Origin of the sequence: uncultured Roseivirga sp., assembly GCF_963973945.1 — a bacterium.
Lineage (GTDB): Bacteria > Bacteroidota > Bacteroidia > Cytophagales > Cyclobacteriaceae > Roseivirga.
Genome location: NZ_CAXBBV010000008.1, coordinates 42,012 through 58,836 on the forward strand (window position 1 = coordinate 42,012; position 16,825 = coordinate 58,836).

The following is a 16,825-nucleotide window of genomic DNA, read 5'->3' on the forward strand; positions in this document are numbered from 1 at the left end:
TAATAATTGTGCTTTCTTTATTAAATGAATATGAAGGAGATGTGAGAATATGCAAATTGGTTATTGAACGAGTAGTAGATTCTGATGAAATTTATAAAATGGAAAACTTTATATGGCTATTTATAAGAAATAGAGCCACTTATGACTCTATTTCTTATGGAAAGCAAGGTGTTTTCATCCTTGCTCTAAATAGTTTTGTCGCTTGAGTAATTATGAATTCTAGTTCTTGTGATTTTCGAACCAAGTAAGAATTGCACTTACTTTGGCTATTAAATTGCTCGGTCTTGAGGCAATTCCGTGATAGGCATTTGGTATTCTTACCATGGCCGATTCAACTTTTTGCAACTTCAAAGCGGTATAGTACTGTTCGGTTTCATGGATTGGTGTGCGCAGGTCAGATTCGCCAGTCAATAGCATGGTTGGAGTGGTGACATTGCCGACTAATGAAATAGGGGAGCGCGCCATAAATTCTTCTGGGGCTTCCCAAGGCATTTTATCGAACCAATACTTTGTAGCGACTATCGGTAAATCAGCATTAAGCGCCCAACTGTACCAATTGATTACCGGTTTTGCTACTACGGCCGCAGCAAATCTTTTTGTTTTCCCAATGATCCATGCGGTCAGCACTCCGCCACCACTTCCTCCAGTTACAAACAACTGCTTATCGTTAATATAGCCTCGACTGATCACTTCGTCAACACCAGAAATTAAATCATCGTAATCTTCTCCTGGGTATTTTTTGTCGATGAGGTTGCCAAACTCCTCTCCGTAGCTTGTGCTTCCTCTAGGGTTGGTGTAAAGCACTACATAGCCAGCTGCGGCCATCAATTGGATCTCACCCGAGAATGATGCTCCATAGCTCGAAAATGGTCCGCCATGGATCTCTAAAATTAGGGGATACTTTTTGTTGGGATCGAATTTGGGAGGCTTCACAATCCAGCCTTGGATTTTTCTTCCATCAGCTGATGACTCGTACCATATTTCTTCCACTATACCGAGTTCTTTATACTCAAATAGGTCTTCGTTTACTTTTGTGATGCGTTGGTTTTTGCCATTATTTCCAACCCCTAAATCGGAGGGCTCATAAGTCTCTGCCCAGGTGTAGGCATAGTTTCCGTTGCCACTAACGCTAAATTCACCAGTGGTATAGGGTCTGCCGAGTGATTGGCCACCCAAGCCTTCTGTGATATCCGTTACTTTCCCATTCGTAGCGATTTCCGCAATTTTAGTATGCCCAAATTCTGTATACTGAAAATATAAGGCTTTCCCATCTGCAGCCCATTCAATACCATTTACATCTCTATCAAATTTCTCTGAAATGATAGTGGAGTTTGACCCATCAACATTAGCAATGTACAATTGACTCAATTGATAGCCTTTGAATTTATCGTCATAGCCGATGTAGGCTATTTTTTTTCCGTCTGGGGATATTTTAGGGTTTCCATCTGGGCCATATCGATTTGTTAGTTTGGTGAGTTTTCCGTCTGCAATGCTGAGAGAGTACAGGTCTGAATCTTGGCTTTCATATTCAGCATCTTCGCGCATGTTTGCACTGAAATATAAATGCTTTCCGTCTTTCCCCCATTCAGGGTTAGAGTGGTTAAAAGGGGTGTCAGTTAATTGCCTTGGTGTTCCGCCAGTAGCGGGTACTGTAAACAATTGTTGATTTCCTGAAGGTAATTCTCCAACGCCATCACTTCTCCAGTTCAGGTTGTCTATATATTTTGGTGGAGCATTCCATACGGCACCTGCTGGTTTGGCTGGCATTTTTATAGGTGAAACTTTGGTTGTTCCAACGAACATACTAAAGGCCAAGTACCGGTCATCTGGTGACCATTTTACTCCGGATGGAGATTTTTCTGAGTTAACGATTACTTGCTCTTCGCCCGAATCCATCCACTTTAAGTAAAGTTCGGTTTCACCAGATTTGTTTGAGAAGTAAACGATCTTCTTACCATCGTGTGACCAGACTGGAGATCGGTCGCTTTGTTCGCCTGTGGTGAGGGGGCGATTATTTGTACCATCAAAGTTGACCATCCACAGGTTTGATAAGCCTTTGTCAGTCATAATATCTGAGAAATTTCTCACATAGATTATTCTCATTCCATCCGGTGAAATTTGAGGGTCAGAAATGTATTCTAGGTTGAAAATATCCAACATTTCAAATTTGTCGGAAACCTGAGATTTAAGCGGAAGCGAAATAATAATGGCCAATAACGTGAATAAGGCCACTCGAGTGGCTGTGGTTGATCTTGTCATCTATCGTAGGTTTTGGTGGTGGTGTTGAAGTTAGTTAAATCGGCAATGGTGGGCAATCGAATTGACGAAATATGTAATACTAATGACTAAGTCAATTGGTGATAAAATACCCATGTGTGGATAAATTACGCTATTATGAAAAAGGTTAATCGTGGCTCTTTAACAAATTAGGCTATTTGTACTGTGGCAGGGTTTTAGAAATGTTCGAAATATGAAAATCTCTCTCTCAAAGACAGCATACACTCTTATCGTTATTGTATTAGGGGTGCTCATCCTTAAGCAAGGTGGCTTTTTATTTATTCCCTTGGCTTTTTCTTTTATTGGCGTTTCTTTCTACCTACGGCCAGTACAATGGTTGGAGTCCAAAGGCTTTAATTCCATTTTGTCGATTTTTATACCGCTGTTAACAGGGAGTATTATCGTTTTTTTTGTAGGTTATTTAATGACTTTCCAAATCTTTCAAGTGGCACAGTCTATGGATTCCGATGTCAATATTGAGAATACTTCAGCAAAAATTGCTGAGTTTTTTAATGACAAAGTACCCGCTGGAATGATGTCGATTGATGAAAAAGAAGTGTCTGAAAATATGAAGAACATGCTTGGTGATGTTGGAATGCCACTGATAGGAGGTACCTTCAAAACCACGGGTTTATTGCTGACTTATGGTACTCTAGCCTTAGTTTTTACCTTTCTTATTTTACTTTACCGAAAGGGTATAGCGGATGTGATAACTCATTTAGGCAGTAAAGCCAATGCTAAAGAACATACTCAGTTACTACTGAGGTTAGCTAAAACAGGGCAACAGTATATGTCTGGTTTGGGCTTACTAATCATTATTCTCACCACACTGTATACCATCACTTTTTATGCGTTTGGTCTAAAATATTCACTAGTCTTTGCTTTTGTGGCCGCTACATTGGCCATAATTCCTTACATCGGTACAACCATTGGCGCCTCACTGCCTGTGATTTACGCTTATATTACCTACGATAACCACTTTATTGCGCTTGGCCTTATTGGCTGTATTGTTCTAATTCAGTCCTTAGAGGGTAATTTTCTTACCCCAAAAATTGTTGGGGGAAGCATGAAGTTGAACCCAATGGCTTCGCTTATGGCCTTGGTTATTGGGAATTACATTTGGGGCTTGGCGGGAATGGTTTTGTTTCTGCCTTTGGCTGCAATGGCGCGTATTGTCATTAAAGAAATAGAGCCATTAAAGCCTTTGGCTGAACTGTCAGGGGATAAAATCACCAATAGCGAATGACAAAGGTAAGTACAAGTGCAATCACTTTGCTAAGTCTATTATGGCTTGTACCGTTTCTCCATTGTTAACCCCAAGTCCTTCTTTTTGGTGAACTAATTCTCCTTCTTGATTGAATACACTGATGATGTTAGAGTGGGAGAAATCCATGGGAGAAATTTTCTTATAGTTTACTGCCAATACCGCGGCAAACTCTCGGGTATCGTCTTCTGAACCTCTAAGGAAAAGCCATTGATCGGAATCCATTTCATTTTCAATAGCGAACTCCATTAATCTTTCAGGCGTATCAGTTTCAGGGTCTATGCTGACCAAGATGAACTTTACGTTTTTCTTCTTGTTGTTCGGTAATTTGGATTCAATGTCTCTCATGTCGGCCACTAATCTTGGGCAGGCGACTTGGCAAGTAGTATAAATCATCACCATCACTAGCACATCGCCTCTTAGGTCTTTAAGTTCAGTAGTCTCATTGTTTTGAGAAGTCCAAACCGAGGGGAGGTTGTAGATGGAGAGCTCGGAAATATCTTTACTCACTTCTGCTACTTCTTGCTTTTTTTGACTTCCACAAGAAGAGAATAGAATGGTTAAACTTATCGCAAATATGGAGAGTTTTTTCATCTTGAAGGTTTGTTTAAGTATGCGTTTAACCATTTTGTGAAATGGGTTATTGGTTTGTATTGACTTCTTGAATACACCTGAAACCTAGGTTCTTGATTGAGTATCGTGCTTTAATGCTGCCTCTAAAGGCATACCTCATAAAGGCTGCATAATTCATAAGGTCAGAAGCACCAACTGCTGCGCTACCACAGAAAAGATCACTGTCTTTGTCTACATCTTTTCTAGACTCACCTGAAATAAGCACTGAGTTAAAGTCCAAAGCCCATTCCCATGCCGAGCCATGCAAATCGTATACTCCCCAATAGTTCTTGAAAGTGGAACCCACTGGTTTCTTTACAGTATTTGAGGTTTCGTACCATGCTAAAATGAACTTGTTGTATTCTTCCTTTCTCCTCGCATCTGCGGTGGTTTCATCGGCCATGGCGGCATATTCCCATTCGTCTACGGTAGGAAGTCTTTTGCCCTGACATTCACAGTAGTTTTTGGCGGCAAACCATGATACACTAGTAATAGGCGCGTTAGGAAGGAAGTTTCTACTGAAAGTGGTGTCATTTTCCCAGTCTACTAAATAGCTGTCGTCTGCATATAACTTTATTACGCGGCTTTTTTGCCATTCAGGGTGTTCAATCACAAACTGTCGATATTCTGCATTTGTAACCGGATATACATCCATTAAAAATGAACTCACTTTTACGGTCATAGTATCCACACCATATAAGGGAATAAATTCACCGCCTTTCACTAAAGCCATATTGTCTTTCTGCGCAAAGGCAGTAAACGGTAAGGCTAAGCAAAGGCATGATGCGAGTACTTTTTTGTAAAAGGAGTTCATTTCTGTTTTATAATTTATTTAGCGTTTCTTCTACTTTTCACCATGGCTGAAGTAACTTCTTTCTTGGAGTTACCCCAGTTGTTATAAACGAAGGTAAGTACACTGGCCACCTCAGTATCGGTCAGGGTTTGCTTTGTCATCACACTATTATACTTTGTGCCATTTACAGTAATTTCTCCTGACTTTCCGTGCAATACAACATCTATTGCTCGATCAACATCTGCATTTAAATAATCAGCCTTCGCCAATGGAGGGAAGATACCTGGGATACCCTGACCCTCAGGTTGGTGACAAGCAAAGCAAGTTTGTTGATAAACACTTTTACCAAGGTTCAGTCTTTCTGCAAGCGATAATTCTTGAGGTGCCTCTTCCTTGGCTGTAGCTGTGGACGGCATTGTTTGGATTCCACTACCTTCAGGTAGGTAAATACCTTCCATTTGTGTTCCTGAATAAACTTTCTCATCCTCTTCTCCTGAAACCTTTAGCATGCCCAAAGCTCCTTTATTGAAGGCTCTGAAGATGGAGTGGTCTACTAGGACTAAGGTGCCGGGAACGTCTACTTGAAACTCAACCATGGCCGCGCCACCTGCTGGAATTAGTGTGGTTTGCACATTTTTATTTACCAAAGTGCCGCCTTCAACGAATACTCTGTCAAAAATTTCACCGATAACATGGAAAGAAGAAACCAAGTTAGGGCCACCGTTACCCATAAATATTCTAACAGTTTCACCAACATTTGCAGTAAGTGCATTATCGCCAGTAAGCCCATTTACTTTGCCATTGAAAACCACGTAATCGGCATCTTCATTTACAGCCTTTTGCATGTCGAATGCTTGTAAACCACGCTCACCATTCGCTCCTTTTGTATAGAAATCACCTTGCATAACATAATACTCTTTGTCGACAGGAGGTAAACCACCTTCTGGCTCCACTAAGATTAGACCATACATTCCGTTGGCAATATGCATTCCCACAGGCGCTGTAGCACAGTGGTACACATACAACCCTGGGTTTAACGTTTTAAAAGAAAATGTTTTTTCGTGACCCGGTGCAACGAAAGAAGATTCTGCACCACCTCCAGGGCCTGTTACTGCATGTAAATCAATATTGTGAGGTAATTTGTTGTCTGGGTGATTTGATAATGTAAACTCTACTTCATCTCCTACACGAGTTCTAATGAAACTACCCGGTACTGAACCACCGAAGGTCCAATAGATGTATTTTACGCCATCGGTCATGGTGCCTTCTTGTTCAAGGATTTCCATATTCACAATTAGCTTTTTGGCTTTTCTATCCCCAATCGGAACAGGAACTTTTGGTGGAGAGGTAAGATCCGCAGTAATCTGCCCAGTAATAAGCATATCCTTAGCGTTCTTGGTTTTAGGTTTGTCATCTGAACATGATGCCAGAGTGACTAGAAAAAGCACCAATAATGTGGCCCTTTTTATGTCCTTGAGCGGTTTAAACGAGATGTTTTTCATAGTGTTAATTTGTTTGTTGTGTATGGCTTCTTTTCTTGTAATAAAGGTAAGTGTGGGGCAAGCGTCACTACATGATTTAGGTCATGTTTTTGTATGATTTATACTCATATTGGACGTGCTTTTTTCACTGTTTTTCAATGAGTTAAGTGCTTGATTTCTTTGTGTTTAAATTGGCTGTTGATCAACTCTGTTGAAGAGCAGTCAAATCAGTCAGTTCCTTTGAAAAGGGTAGGAGTAATGTCCAGCATAACCCAAAACCAATTGTTGGTGTTTTTGTCAGAATTTCCTTTTAAAACCTCCATACCGTCAGAAGCGAAAAGCTGTGAGTAGCCCACCTTCAAGGAGATACTCTTTTGTACCGCATGAGAAAACACCAAATCTATTTCATTGCCCAATTGCTTTTGAGTACTGCCGGCTATTTCAGAAGCTGCTGAGAAGTTGTGTAAGGTCACTGCTAAGCTGCTTTTGGTGTTTAATTTGGTGGTATTGGTAAAGTAAATATCGGTTAAGCCTACGTTGGGATAATGGTTGCCCACATAGAAGTAATCCATATACCCATTGAACTTATGGTTGGTGCCATACAGTGGGCTAAAAGCTTTGTTTTTCTGGTTACTAGGCGTCCCATTATCATTGCCGCTGATCATTTCCGCACCAAGTACAACTTTCGATTTTCCCGAAACTTGATAGTCAGCAGATAAGGCTAGGAGGTAGGCGTTCAGGCTACTGTTGGTGATGTCTTTCCCGCCTTGGTAATAAAGGTTAGAGGATAGCCCGAGTTTGTCCTTTTTGTAGTTGGTGTGGATTCCAACAGTTTGGCTGTATCGTACTTCATTGTTCTGACTGTTGGCATTGTCAATGTGTTGTAAACCATTGTTCAGGAATAGAAAGCTTCCAGAAAAATTATTCCAATCCTTGTGAAGCCACATGTACTGAAAGGTTTTATATGTCCCTAAAATGTTATAGTCGTTTCCTGTGAGTTGCTCGTTCGTTTGGTTGTAAGCCAAGCCAACATCTAGTTTGAAGCCCTTGTTTTGCCATTTCAACTGCAAGGCGTCATGGCTTCTTCCTTGGGTTGACCAATCCACATTGCCAAAGATCCGACTGTCGTCATAATCAATTTCTTGACGACCAGCCTTAATCGCAAATGCTTCGGTCAAATGAATTTTTGCCCAAGCTTGATAAATCATGAGGCCATTTCTATCCGCGGTATTCAATTGGGGTACATCGCCCCAAACGCTAATATTTTGAAAACTCAGTAACACATCGAGATTTTCACTCTTATAGTCAACATTTAGGCGGGTGCGCTGCCCAATAAATGCAGCGGGGTCTGTATTGTCTGGAAATAGCGTTTTGTAGCCGTGACGGTATTCAAAACGACTTCTCAGCTGCGCATCTACACTGATCTGCGCATGGAGGTTTGAAAAAAAGAGTAAAAAAAACACTACGGATATTCCTTTCAGTATTCTCATGACATTTTTGTTTTATTGTCGAATACAAAAGTTGTTTGAAATCATAGTGTACACTATGACTTATATCAGCTTAAGAGGTGATATAGAATGGCAGATTCGAAAGGTGTTAATTTTACGGTCTCTTCTTTACTCCTTTAATCGCAAGGTTGTTAGAAGGGTATTCTCTCCAATAAAATCTAGTGTGAGGCTCTTCAAGTATACAAAAAACCTTCATTCTTATTTAGAATTAAGATCCATACCTGATCAATATCATTGATCATCCAAAAGCTAAAAATGACTTTGTCAACCTAATTAAATGAGTGTGTGAATTGCCTTTTTTGATTAAATGGTTCGTTGTCTTTATGAAGCTTTAGGTTAACAGATCAAGCTTTGCCTATCGTAAAGATCACTTCCTAATTCACAGTAAAATCAATGGAAAAACTCAATACATCTGTTTCATAAACTCTTCCACTATCACTGAACTCAAATGATTGATCGAATGCTGTTCTATAGCTGCCTTTCTCCAATGGTGGGGCGTTACGACCTATACACCATAAGTGACCACCATCAATGCCATCTGCAGGCACAACCCAAGGCAACTCAAACTTGATTAAACCTTGTGAGTTGAAGTATCTGCCACCGCTTTTATTACAAAACATCCCAATATGTGGTTGACCCAAATCAGCCCTGCTATCAACGCCTACTAATTTGTAGACTCTAAAAAAATCTTCATACTGCGCCCAATCTAAAAAACTATCTACATTACCATTATTGACAATCCAAAAGCTAAAAATTATTTTATCACCTTGATTAAACTTTGTTGTTGGTTGGCCTTGATCATTAAACAAGCCGTATTTAAATTCGAACTGACCATCAACACGTTCCACTTGATGCCCGCCAGTAATTTGAATTTCTTCAATGACTTGTATTTCATCACCACTGCAAGCCGATAGGATTGCAATGGAGAGTGTTAATGTCAGCTTGAAGTAAAGCTTAAAAATCTCTTTCATTACTCTTTATTAACAACTCAAACTTTAAACTACCATGTTTTAAGTTTTACAGATAGCGACAACCACCTTCTAATTCACAGTAAAATCAATGATAAAACTTAACAAGGCTGTTTCATAGGTTTGCCCACCAATACGGAAATCAAATGACTGATCGAATGTTGTTTTATAGACCCCTTTTTCTAAAGGTGGTGCATTTCTGCCTTGTTTCCACAATGTCTTATCAAGCTTAGCACTTTCTGGTACAATCCAAGGTAATTCAAACTTAAGAACCTTGTCCGAACTTGGTTCCACCCCAAGTTGTTTTGTAAAGAACATTCCATCATGGGGCTGTCCCATATCAACTTGATGAGCAATTCCCTCTAGTTTATATACCCTAAAAAAATCTTTATATTCAGATTGCAGTAAGTCCCAATATTGCTCCGTATCGTTTTTGATCCAAAAGCTAAAAATAATTATGTCACCCTGCTTAAACTCAGTGGTGGGTTGACCTTGGTCATTGAATAACCCGTATTTGAATTCGAAATCACCATCGGTGCGCTGCACTTGATGACCGCCTTCAATTTGTACTTCCTCAATTGTTTTTAAATCATCACTACTGCATGCTGACAACATTGAAAATGATAATAATAAAATTAGTTTGGCATAAGGTGCGCAGAATAAATGCCGAGACAGTTTAAGTTTGAAGTTTTTCATTGCCTGATAATTTAATTTTAAAGCGTAACTCAAGTTACTGAATAATTAGACCTTTAGTAAATAATCCTTTGTCTGTTTCTATCAAAACCTGATAAACACCGGTTTTTAGTCTGCTAACGTCAACCGTAACTTCTGATTGTGGCTTGTTGAGTCGCATGCTTATTTTTTCGATCATTTGTGCATCGAGTATTTTGATAGCCGTAATTTGAGTTGGGTTTTCCGTTTGTTTGGCTGTTGTCTCTATTGGTGCAATGGCAACCGTGGTTTTATTTTCAGCGGGGTTAGGATAAATGTTTATACCATCTGAGTTACTCACCCTTAGATCGTAAGGCCCTCCAGGGCCTCCCAGTACTCCCGAGTGCTCTACCCATAAAATTTTCGCTCCACCAGTACCACAGTCATTAACACCCATCAATTGAACATATCCGCTATTTCCGTCTATACCAGTATAGGCCAATAACTGAGAATGGATTGTGGTATTCTCCATTTGCCAGTCGTTTGCTGGACCACCTAAGGATGGAACGACTTGAAAAGGGTAGGGTAACCACCACAGATAAGAAGTGGCACCATCAGCAGGGCTGCCTTGATAAAGGTGGGTGGTACTGGCATCTACTTCAGTAGGGCCAGTAACATTCCCAGATGGGGCCGCAGGTTCTCCTATCCAAATTGTTTTTGAAAGCACAACTGGGCCACAACTGGCATTTACAGTGGCCCAAATTTCCCTAAAACCAGAAACGTAAGCGTCCGATGCTTTTACAGTAAGACTATTAGTTCCTTGACCAGACACTATATCAATATCGGCCCCTACCACCCAAGTAACGGTCGCCCCCACAGGAGCATTAGAAATGGTATAGACACCTCCCGTTGGATTAACGCTGCACAGAATAGGAGGGGCAATATTAATAGATATTGGGCTTTTGGTATTGATAGATAATGCCCCTGTGTTGCCTGGGTCAAGCCAATCGCTTAGGCGTGTCTGGGGAGTGCCGCCACCAGTCCATGATATGTCAAAACGGCCATATAAGTCTTTTGCAAATGGTGTTGCACAAGATGAATCTCCGCCCTCCAATTGGCCAATTAAGCGATGATTCTGGTCAAAAAGCCCAGACCCTGAAGAACCACCCTCAGTTACTCCTTGGTTCCAACGGACACTCCAGAAGTTATCACTTGGTACTACATTAATATTCGGGCTAGCCTCTTTAACTGGGCTATTGATATCAAGTGATATTTTCATGACATCACCTGATGGGTGATGAATTCCAGTTGCTGAAGTGGCAGGAAGAGTGCCACGATTCCAACCCGCCATTTTTGTACATACTTCGGGCTGTTGATCTAATTCCAGCAGTGCAAAATCGGAATTATACCATCCAGATCTAAAAGTACTACCGCTATAACTCATAAAATTAGTATCATCTCCACCGCCACAAGTGGGGCTTTTGTATTGAAACCGAAATACAAAGTCTTCCGCACGATCAATTTCTTGCTGGGACAAAATAGTATTTTTTGGAAATTCAACATTAAGGCAATGAAAGGCAGTTAAGAAATTAGGGGTGAAATCTTGACTCGTGTTATTGAGTAATGTCCCTGAACACTTCCTTGTACCATTTGCCAATAGCACCATTGCCACGGCATCAGATTCATCCTGCCAATCAGTGCCTTGTGGACAGTTAATATCTATGTTACAGTCACCAGAGAATCCAGTGCCGCCAGCCTTAAAAGTATTTTTATATCCGTGGATTACTTTCTCCAAGTGTAATTGGCTTTCACCATTTGACTCTGAAGGCTCAAATAGCTCAAGAACTATTCCCTCTCCTTGAATTAAATCTGTGGAAAATCTTTTGCTTTTCTTATTATCCTTGGGGGTGATTGGCCCCATAAGCATGGTTTGCTCTTGATTGTAGATGTACAATTCTGCGCCTTTGGCCAAAAAGAAGCTCTTGAAAATTAAATTAATGGAGTATGCATTTTCAGAGGTAATGGGTAATTTCCAAATACGTCCACCCTGAACATTTTTCCATTCTCCAGCATTTTCTAAGCCCAAATCAACATCTATGGCTTTTCCAAAACGAAAAGGGAGGCCTAAGCCTTTTTCAAGCTCATCTTCAGCTAGTAAAGCGTTAACGTCAACTACGGGCATTTTAACAGCCGCTGGCAAAGATTTAGGGTTGAATCTTTTTACGCTTTTAAGTTCTTGTGGGCTTAATCTTTGAGTTTGGACTTGTGCAACCCCTGTTGCGATGGATAACATGAGTACAGCTAGAGTGACGATATATTTCATATGAGTTGGTATTTATACTTATAGTGCAAGAAGTTAAAGGTATAAATTGAAAGTTCCAAATAGATGTAGCTGGTACTGCGTAGCTTATATAATTGATTTTTTAAATTTGGTTTTAAAATAGCACTAAAATATTTGATTATTTGTATTAATGAGGCTAGTGTTGGATATGGCTAGTGTACTATATAGGCAAAGCAGATTCAAAGAGGGGCATAAGATAAATGAAGACAACAAAGAATCACTTACTTCTTATACCTTCTTCTTGATTCCTTTAATCGCAGGCTCATTCCATGGGTCATCGGGCCAAACGTGTTTAGGGTAACGCCTTTTCAGCTCTTTCTTTACTTCAAAATAGGCATCAGCCCAAAAGCTCTTTAAATCGGAAGTGATTTGAACAGGTTTAAAACCAGGAGAAAGCAGATGTAGCAAAATGGATTGTTTACCGTCATTTACTTTTGGAGTTTCGGTCAAACCAAATACTTCCTGAATACGAACAGCCAATACAGGCGGTTCGGCATTGTCGCGGTACATTAGCTTGATTTTAGAACCGCTGGGAACGTTGATATGTGTTGGAGCCTGTTTGTCTAACTGTTGCTGTTGCTCAAAAGTAAGGCTGTGTTGCAATACTTCTTTTAAGTTAATTTTCTTTAAATCTTCAGGTCGTTTTACATTGGTTAAATAGGGGCTGAGCCATTCGGCATTGGTTTGTAGAAGGCTAGAAGTGCTTACCTCTGGCCATTGGTATTGTGGATTCCATTTTCTTAAACTAAGAATCCTGTTTTGCCATTGTTGAACGTCTTCATTAAAATCAAGAAGTTTCTCACCTTCTTTTTTCAAAGCTTCAGAAATGGCCGCAACCAAATGACTTTCGTCTGGAGCGGGCAGAGGCTTACTTTGTAATACAATGCTTCCAATGCGTAAATCCTTGGTAGCAATTAGGCCACCCTCATCAGTGTCCCAAGTAATAACTTCCTTTTCCTTTACCAAAGGGGCTAAATCACGAGGGTTCAATGGAGAAGCCATAAAGATTTTCCCCATCCCTTCTCTGGCGTCAATATGGCAAATGGCCAGCCAAGGTTCATCTGCCAAGTCTTCTCTATGGTCTGCCATGGCATAGCGTCCATTAGAAAGTTGGAATTGAGCATTGTTGCCGGGGCGTGCAAAAGCAATCCTTTCAGGGTAGGCCCTCGTCAGCAAAACACCAGTTTCAAATGGGTCGATGCCATTATTGTCGGGCTCAATATTAAAAAGGCTTCTGTATTGACTAGCAATTTTCTCAATACGTCCCATTTTGCGGTTGTCTCGGTTTTCTCTTCTGTGGGTTCTGAGGGCTTCAATTCTAGTATTGATATCAATACCCGCCTCTCTGCCAAGTGGGTCGCGTTCTTCAAGTAAGGCTGCAATATCTGTAGCCAATTCTAGTTGATCATCTTCTTCAGCCATAAGCAACATATGAGCGATTCGTGGATGGCAGGGTAATCGGAGCATGCTTTTTCCATGCTCGGTGATTCTACCGTTTTCCAGAGCTTCTAACTGATGGAGTAAATCAGTGGCTTGAGATAAAGGGCCCTTTGGAGGAGGAGTGAGCCAAGTCATTTGCTGCACATCTGTAATGCCCCACTGCGACATGTCGAGTACCAATGAAGCTAAATCTGCTTCAAGTATTTCTGGCGTAATATGCTCAGTTAATCGCTGTTGGGTTACCATGGACCACATACGATAACAAACTCCTGGGCTTAATCGGCCAGCCCTTCCTGCCCGTTGATCAGCCGAATCTCTTGAAATACGAACAGTTTCTAATCGAGATAAGCCAGAATTGGGGTCGAATTTAGAGGTGCGGCCAAAACCACTGTCTACCACTACCTTAATGCCCTCAATGGTCAAACTGGTTTCTGCAATAGAGGTAGCCAAAACTACTTTTCTCTTCCCGTCTCTATCAGGAAGAATGGCTGCGGCTTGTTGCCTTTGGGGCAACGAACCGTAGAGCATGTGGATAGAAAAGCCTCTTAGTTCTTTTCTTAGTATTTCGTTGGCGGTGTGGATTTCCCGTTGGCCGGGTAAGAAAATCAAAATATCACCTTCATTGCTTTTAGCAGCCTTAATTACAGTTCTGGCACAGAGTTCGGCCATTAAAAACTCGTCAATGTCGTTTTCATAGCGCACATCAACAGGATATTGCTTGCCTTTGCTTATTACTGCAGGTGCCTTCAACAACGAAGTTAGTTGTGGCATATTCAGGGTGGCCGACATGACCATGATTCTTAAATCGGTACGTAATACCTGCTGAGCCTCACGACACAATGCTAAAGCTACATCGGCATGAATGCTGCGTTCGTGAAATTCATCAAAAATAACCAAGCCTACATTTTCAAGCGCATTATCGCTTTGGATCATTCTTGTTAGAATTCCTTCGGTAAGCACTTCTATTTTGGTTTTTTCAGAGGTTCTATTTTCAAACCTAATCCTAAACCCAACTGTTTGTCCTACTGGTTCACCTAAAAAATAAGAGAGACGTTCAGCAATGGTTCTGGCGGCCAACCTTCTTGGCTCCAACATCAAAATTTTCTTTCCCTCTAGCCAAGGTTCGTTTAATAAAGCAAGGGGTAAAAGGGTGCTTTTTCCTGCTCCAGGAGGCGCGTTTACAATAAGTGTGTTTGCGTTAGAAAGGTGTTGACGTACATCGTCAATAATTTCGGTAACTGGAAGCTGGATAGAATATGGGTCGAAAGACAAAGTCTGCTGAGTTATGAGGTATAAGTGAACGTAAAATTAAGATGCTTTTATTAAGGTTAAAATGGTTTGGGGTAAAAGCTTTGAATGACATCAGCGGTTGCAATGGTTGAAGAAAATTATTCTAAATTCACACCATAAACAAATTGATGATTATACCATGAAAAAGCCCATTTTATCGCTCCTCACATTTTTTGCAGCTTCCTCGTTAAGCATTACTAGTTGCCAAACCCCGCCAGAAGTTAATCAAGAAGATGTAACCAGAATTATTACCACTTTGGCCTCTGATGAGATGGAAGGCCGAATGATTTTTACTCCGGGAATTGAAAAAGCCTCGCAATTTATTCAAGAGGAATTTAAGAAAGCTGGGTTAGAATACTTGGAAGGAATGGATAGCTATAATCAGCAGTTTAATATTTATTCGATTACTCCAGGGAATGCGATTATATCGGTAGATGGAAAGGTTGTTGAACCTCAAAACTTTCTCACCATGTCAAGTGCCGAAAGCCTAGAATGGCCAGAGCTTGAAGGGGTAACTGTGCATACCGTGGCTGCTAGTGATAATTTTCAGTCAAAGTATGGTGAAATCAGCCGAATGTCGGGTAAAAATTTAGTGCTGGTTGATCCTGCTCACAAAGACTTTTTTGGTAGAGTAAAGAACTTTACGCTAAGAGCAAATAGGGCAACAGAAGTGAATAATAATGATGCTACTGTAATGGTTTTGACGAATAACACGGCTATCAAAAGCCTTAATGTTAAAATTGAAAACACGGTTAAGGCCCAAAGTCTTTCTAATGTAACAGGTAAGATTACAGGTAATAGAGAGAATGAAATTGTTTTATTTGGTGCGCATTATGATCACCTAGGCATTAGAGAGGGAATGGAAGGGGATAACCTTTTCAATGGTGCTAATGACGATGCTTCTGGAACTACAGCGGTAATTACTTTGGCGAAGTATTTTGCCGCAATGGGCAAGAAGCCCGAAAGAACAATTGTTTTTGTTGCTTTTACTGCCGAAGAAAGTGGTGGGTATGGTTCAAGACATTTCTCTGAGCAATTGAATCCAGATGAAATTGTAGCCATGTTCAATATTGAAATGATTGGAAAAGGAGCGAAGGAAGGGCCAAACACTGCATGGATTACAGGTTTCGAAAAGTCTAGTTTTGGTAAATTATTGCAAGAGGCGGTTGAAGGAACGGAATACACTTTCTACCCAGACCCTTACCCAACTCAGAATTTATTCTACAGATCTGACAATGCTACATTGGCTAGGTTGGGAGTTCCTGCTCATTCGATTAGTACTACACAAATCGATATTGATCAAGATTACCATAAAGCTTCTGATGAAGTAAGTACTTTAGATATGGCACACATGACGAATACCATTAAGGCCATTGCTAAAGCCGCAGAAAGAATGATTTCTGGTGAACAAACACCCACCAGAGTTGACCCAAGTGGGTTAAGATAAACTGGATATAAACCTATAAAAGAGGCTCATCTGCAATTTGCGGATGAGCCTCTTTATATTATAATGACACTTTTACAAACTTAAACGCTCTTCTTGCTCAGCCACCTACCTTTAAAAACGAATAAGGCAGACATAACAACGAACACTAAAACTAAAGCCGCTGAATTGATTAAAACCTGAGATAAACCTAGAGCAGATACGTCTATAAAAGCGTAGGGGTAAAATTGAGAAATACTCCCTCTAAAGAGTATGAATATCAAATAGACAAGTGGAAAAACAAGCCATTTAGGAATCTGCTTGTAACTGATTTTTGATTTGTTTTCATATAAAAACCAAAAGCATATGACTAACAACGGATTTACTGAATGCAGCAGTTCATCTACTAACATGCTTAAGCCTTGAGGCTCCCATATTTGACGAAGTAAAATTTGATAAACCAAACCCACAATAGTAATGTAAACTGTAATTGCGGTTAAAAAGCCAGAGCTGTTAGCTCTAGTGCTTTTGGTTACTGAAATCGCCTGATCAGTAAAGTAAATGGCCACCAAGGAGTTGGTAAGGATAGTGAAGAAGCTAAAGAACCGAATTGTAGTTTCTGGAATTCCCGTAACCCTGTTTTCTAACATTATGTAATACTGCGCGACTACAGCGAACCAAACGATAAGAGCAAAAATTACAGATAAGGTTCTTTTCATTTTAAGACTGTTCACAAGGTTATTGAATCAAAGATATCCTCTAGTAATTACCTAAATT

12 protein-coding genes are annotated in these 16,825 nt (G+C 40.4%); 2 read left to right on the forward strand and 10 right to left on the reverse strand.

Annotation, left to right across the window (positions count from 1 at the left end; genetic code table 11):
* Positions 1-219 precede the first annotated feature (219 nt).
* Positions 220-2,259 (reverse strand): S9 family peptidase, encoded by a 2,040-nt coding sequence (locus AAC026_RS13580; protein ID WP_339698985.1) that lies wholly within the window; start codon positions 2,257-2,259, stop codon positions 220-222.
* 211 nt (positions 2,260-2,470) lie between these two features.
* Here AAC026_RS13580 and AAC026_RS13585 point away from each other — a divergent pair, with 211 nt between their 5' ends.
* A complete protein-coding gene (locus AAC026_RS13585; protein ID WP_339698988.1) occupies positions 2,471-3,523 on the forward strand; it encodes an AI-2E family transporter in 1,053 nt (350 codons plus the stop codon).
* A gap of 21 nt (positions 3,524-3,544) precedes the next feature.
* Here the strand turns inward: AAC026_RS13585 and AAC026_RS13590 are convergent, their stop codons facing one another.
* From AAC026_RS13590 to hrpB, 8 genes are all read right to left on the reverse strand, one after another.
* Entirely contained in the window at positions 3,545-4,135 is a 591-nt protein-coding gene (locus tag AAC026_RS13590; protein ID WP_339698990.1) for an SCO family protein, read from the reverse strand.
* A gap of 46 nt (positions 4,136-4,181) precedes the next feature.
* A complete protein-coding gene (locus AAC026_RS13595) occupies positions 4,182-4,967 on the reverse strand; it encodes a formylglycine-generating enzyme family protein (RefSeq protein WP_339698993.1) in 786 nt (261 codons plus the stop codon).
* A 14-nt stretch (positions 4,968-4,981) separates the two neighbouring features.
* A complete protein-coding gene (gene nirK, locus AAC026_RS13600; protein ID WP_339698997.1) occupies positions 4,982-6,448 on the reverse strand; it encodes a copper-containing nitrite reductase in 1,467 nt (488 codons plus the stop codon).
* 206 nt (positions 6,449-6,654) lie between these two features.
* The gene (locus tag AAC026_RS13605; protein ID WP_339699000.1) at positions 6,655-7,917 is read right to left on the reverse strand and encodes an alginate export family protein; all 1,263 of its coding nucleotides are present in this window, start codon (positions 7,915-7,917) and stop codon (positions 6,655-6,657) included.
* A gap of 392 nt (positions 7,918-8,309) precedes the next feature.
* On the reverse strand, positions 8,310-8,906 hold the full coding sequence (locus AAC026_RS13610; protein ID WP_339699003.1) for a hypothetical protein: 597 nt from the start codon (positions 8,904-8,906) through the stop codon (positions 8,310-8,312).
* Between the two features lie 69 nt (positions 8,907-8,975).
* Positions 8,976-9,599 (reverse strand): hypothetical protein, encoded by a 624-nt coding sequence (locus AAC026_RS13615; RefSeq protein WP_339699006.1) that lies wholly within the window; start codon positions 9,597-9,599, stop codon positions 8,976-8,978.
* 34 nt (positions 9,600-9,633) lie between these two features.
* Positions 9,634-11,877, reverse strand: coding sequence for a T9SS type A sorting domain-containing protein (locus AAC026_RS13620; RefSeq protein WP_339699009.1), 2,244 nt, complete (start codon positions 11,875-11,877; stop codon positions 9,634-9,636).
* Positions 11,878-12,123: 246 nt separating this feature from the next.
* On the reverse strand, positions 12,124-14,607 hold the full coding sequence (gene hrpB, locus AAC026_RS13625; RefSeq protein ID WP_339699011.1) for an ATP-dependent helicase HrpB: 2,484 nt from the start codon (positions 14,605-14,607) through the stop codon (positions 12,124-12,126).
* A gap of 157 nt (positions 14,608-14,764) precedes the next feature.
* On the opposite strand from hrpB, the gene AAC026_RS13630 reads away from it, so the two are divergent.
* On the forward strand, positions 14,765-16,072 hold the full coding sequence (locus AAC026_RS13630) for a M20/M25/M40 family metallo-hydrolase (RefSeq protein WP_339699013.1): 1,308 nt from the start codon (positions 14,765-14,767) through the stop codon (positions 16,070-16,072).
* 80 nt (positions 16,073-16,152) lie between these two features.
* Here the strand turns inward: AAC026_RS13630 and AAC026_RS13635 are convergent, their stop codons facing one another.
* Positions 16,153-16,767, reverse strand: coding sequence for a Pr6Pr family membrane protein (locus AAC026_RS13635; protein ID WP_339699015.1), 615 nt, complete (start codon positions 16,765-16,767; stop codon positions 16,153-16,155).
* Positions 16,768-16,825 lie beyond the last annotated feature (58 nt).

Bases quoted from the DNA above. Each gene is read 5' to 3' on its own strand.
- AAC026_RS13580 (WP_339698985.1), bottom strand. From the start codon at position 2,259: ATGACAAGATCAACCACAGCCACTCGAGTGGCCTTATTCACGTTATTG.
- AAC026_RS13585 (WP_339698988.1), top strand. From the start codon at position 2,471: ATGAAAATCTCTCTCTCAAAGACAGCATACACTCTTATCGTTATTGTA.
- AAC026_RS13590 (WP_339698990.1), bottom strand. From the start codon at position 4,135: ATGAAAAAACTCTCCATATTTGCGATAAGTTTAACCATTCTATTCTCT.
- AAC026_RS13595 (WP_339698993.1), bottom strand. From the start codon at position 4,967: ATGAACTCCTTTTACAAAAAAGTACTCGCATCATGCCTTTGCTTAGCC.
- nirK (WP_339698997.1), bottom strand. From the start codon at position 6,448: ATGAAAAACATCTCGTTTAAACCGCTCAAGGACATAAAAAGGGCCACA.
- AAC026_RS13605 (WP_339699000.1), bottom strand. From the start codon at position 7,917: ATGAGAATACTGAAAGGAATATCCGTAGTGTTTTTTTTACTCTTTTTT.
- AAC026_RS13610 (WP_339699003.1), bottom strand. From the start codon at position 8,906: ATGAAAGAGATTTTTAAGCTTTACTTCAAGCTGACATTAACACTCTCC.
- AAC026_RS13615 (WP_339699006.1), bottom strand. From the start codon at position 9,599: ATGAAAAACTTCAAACTTAAACTGTCTCGGCATTTATTCTGCGCACCT.
- AAC026_RS13620 (WP_339699009.1), bottom strand. From the start codon at position 11,877: ATGAAATATATCGTCACTCTAGCTGTACTCATGTTATCCATCGCAACA.
- AAC026_RS13630 (WP_339699013.1), top strand. From the start codon at position 14,765: ATGAAAAAGCCCATTTTATCGCTCCTCACATTTTTTGCAGCTTCCTCG.
- AAC026_RS13635 (WP_339699015.1), bottom strand. From the start codon at position 16,767: ATGAAAAGAACCTTATCTGTAATTTTTGCTCTTATCGTTTGGTTCGCT.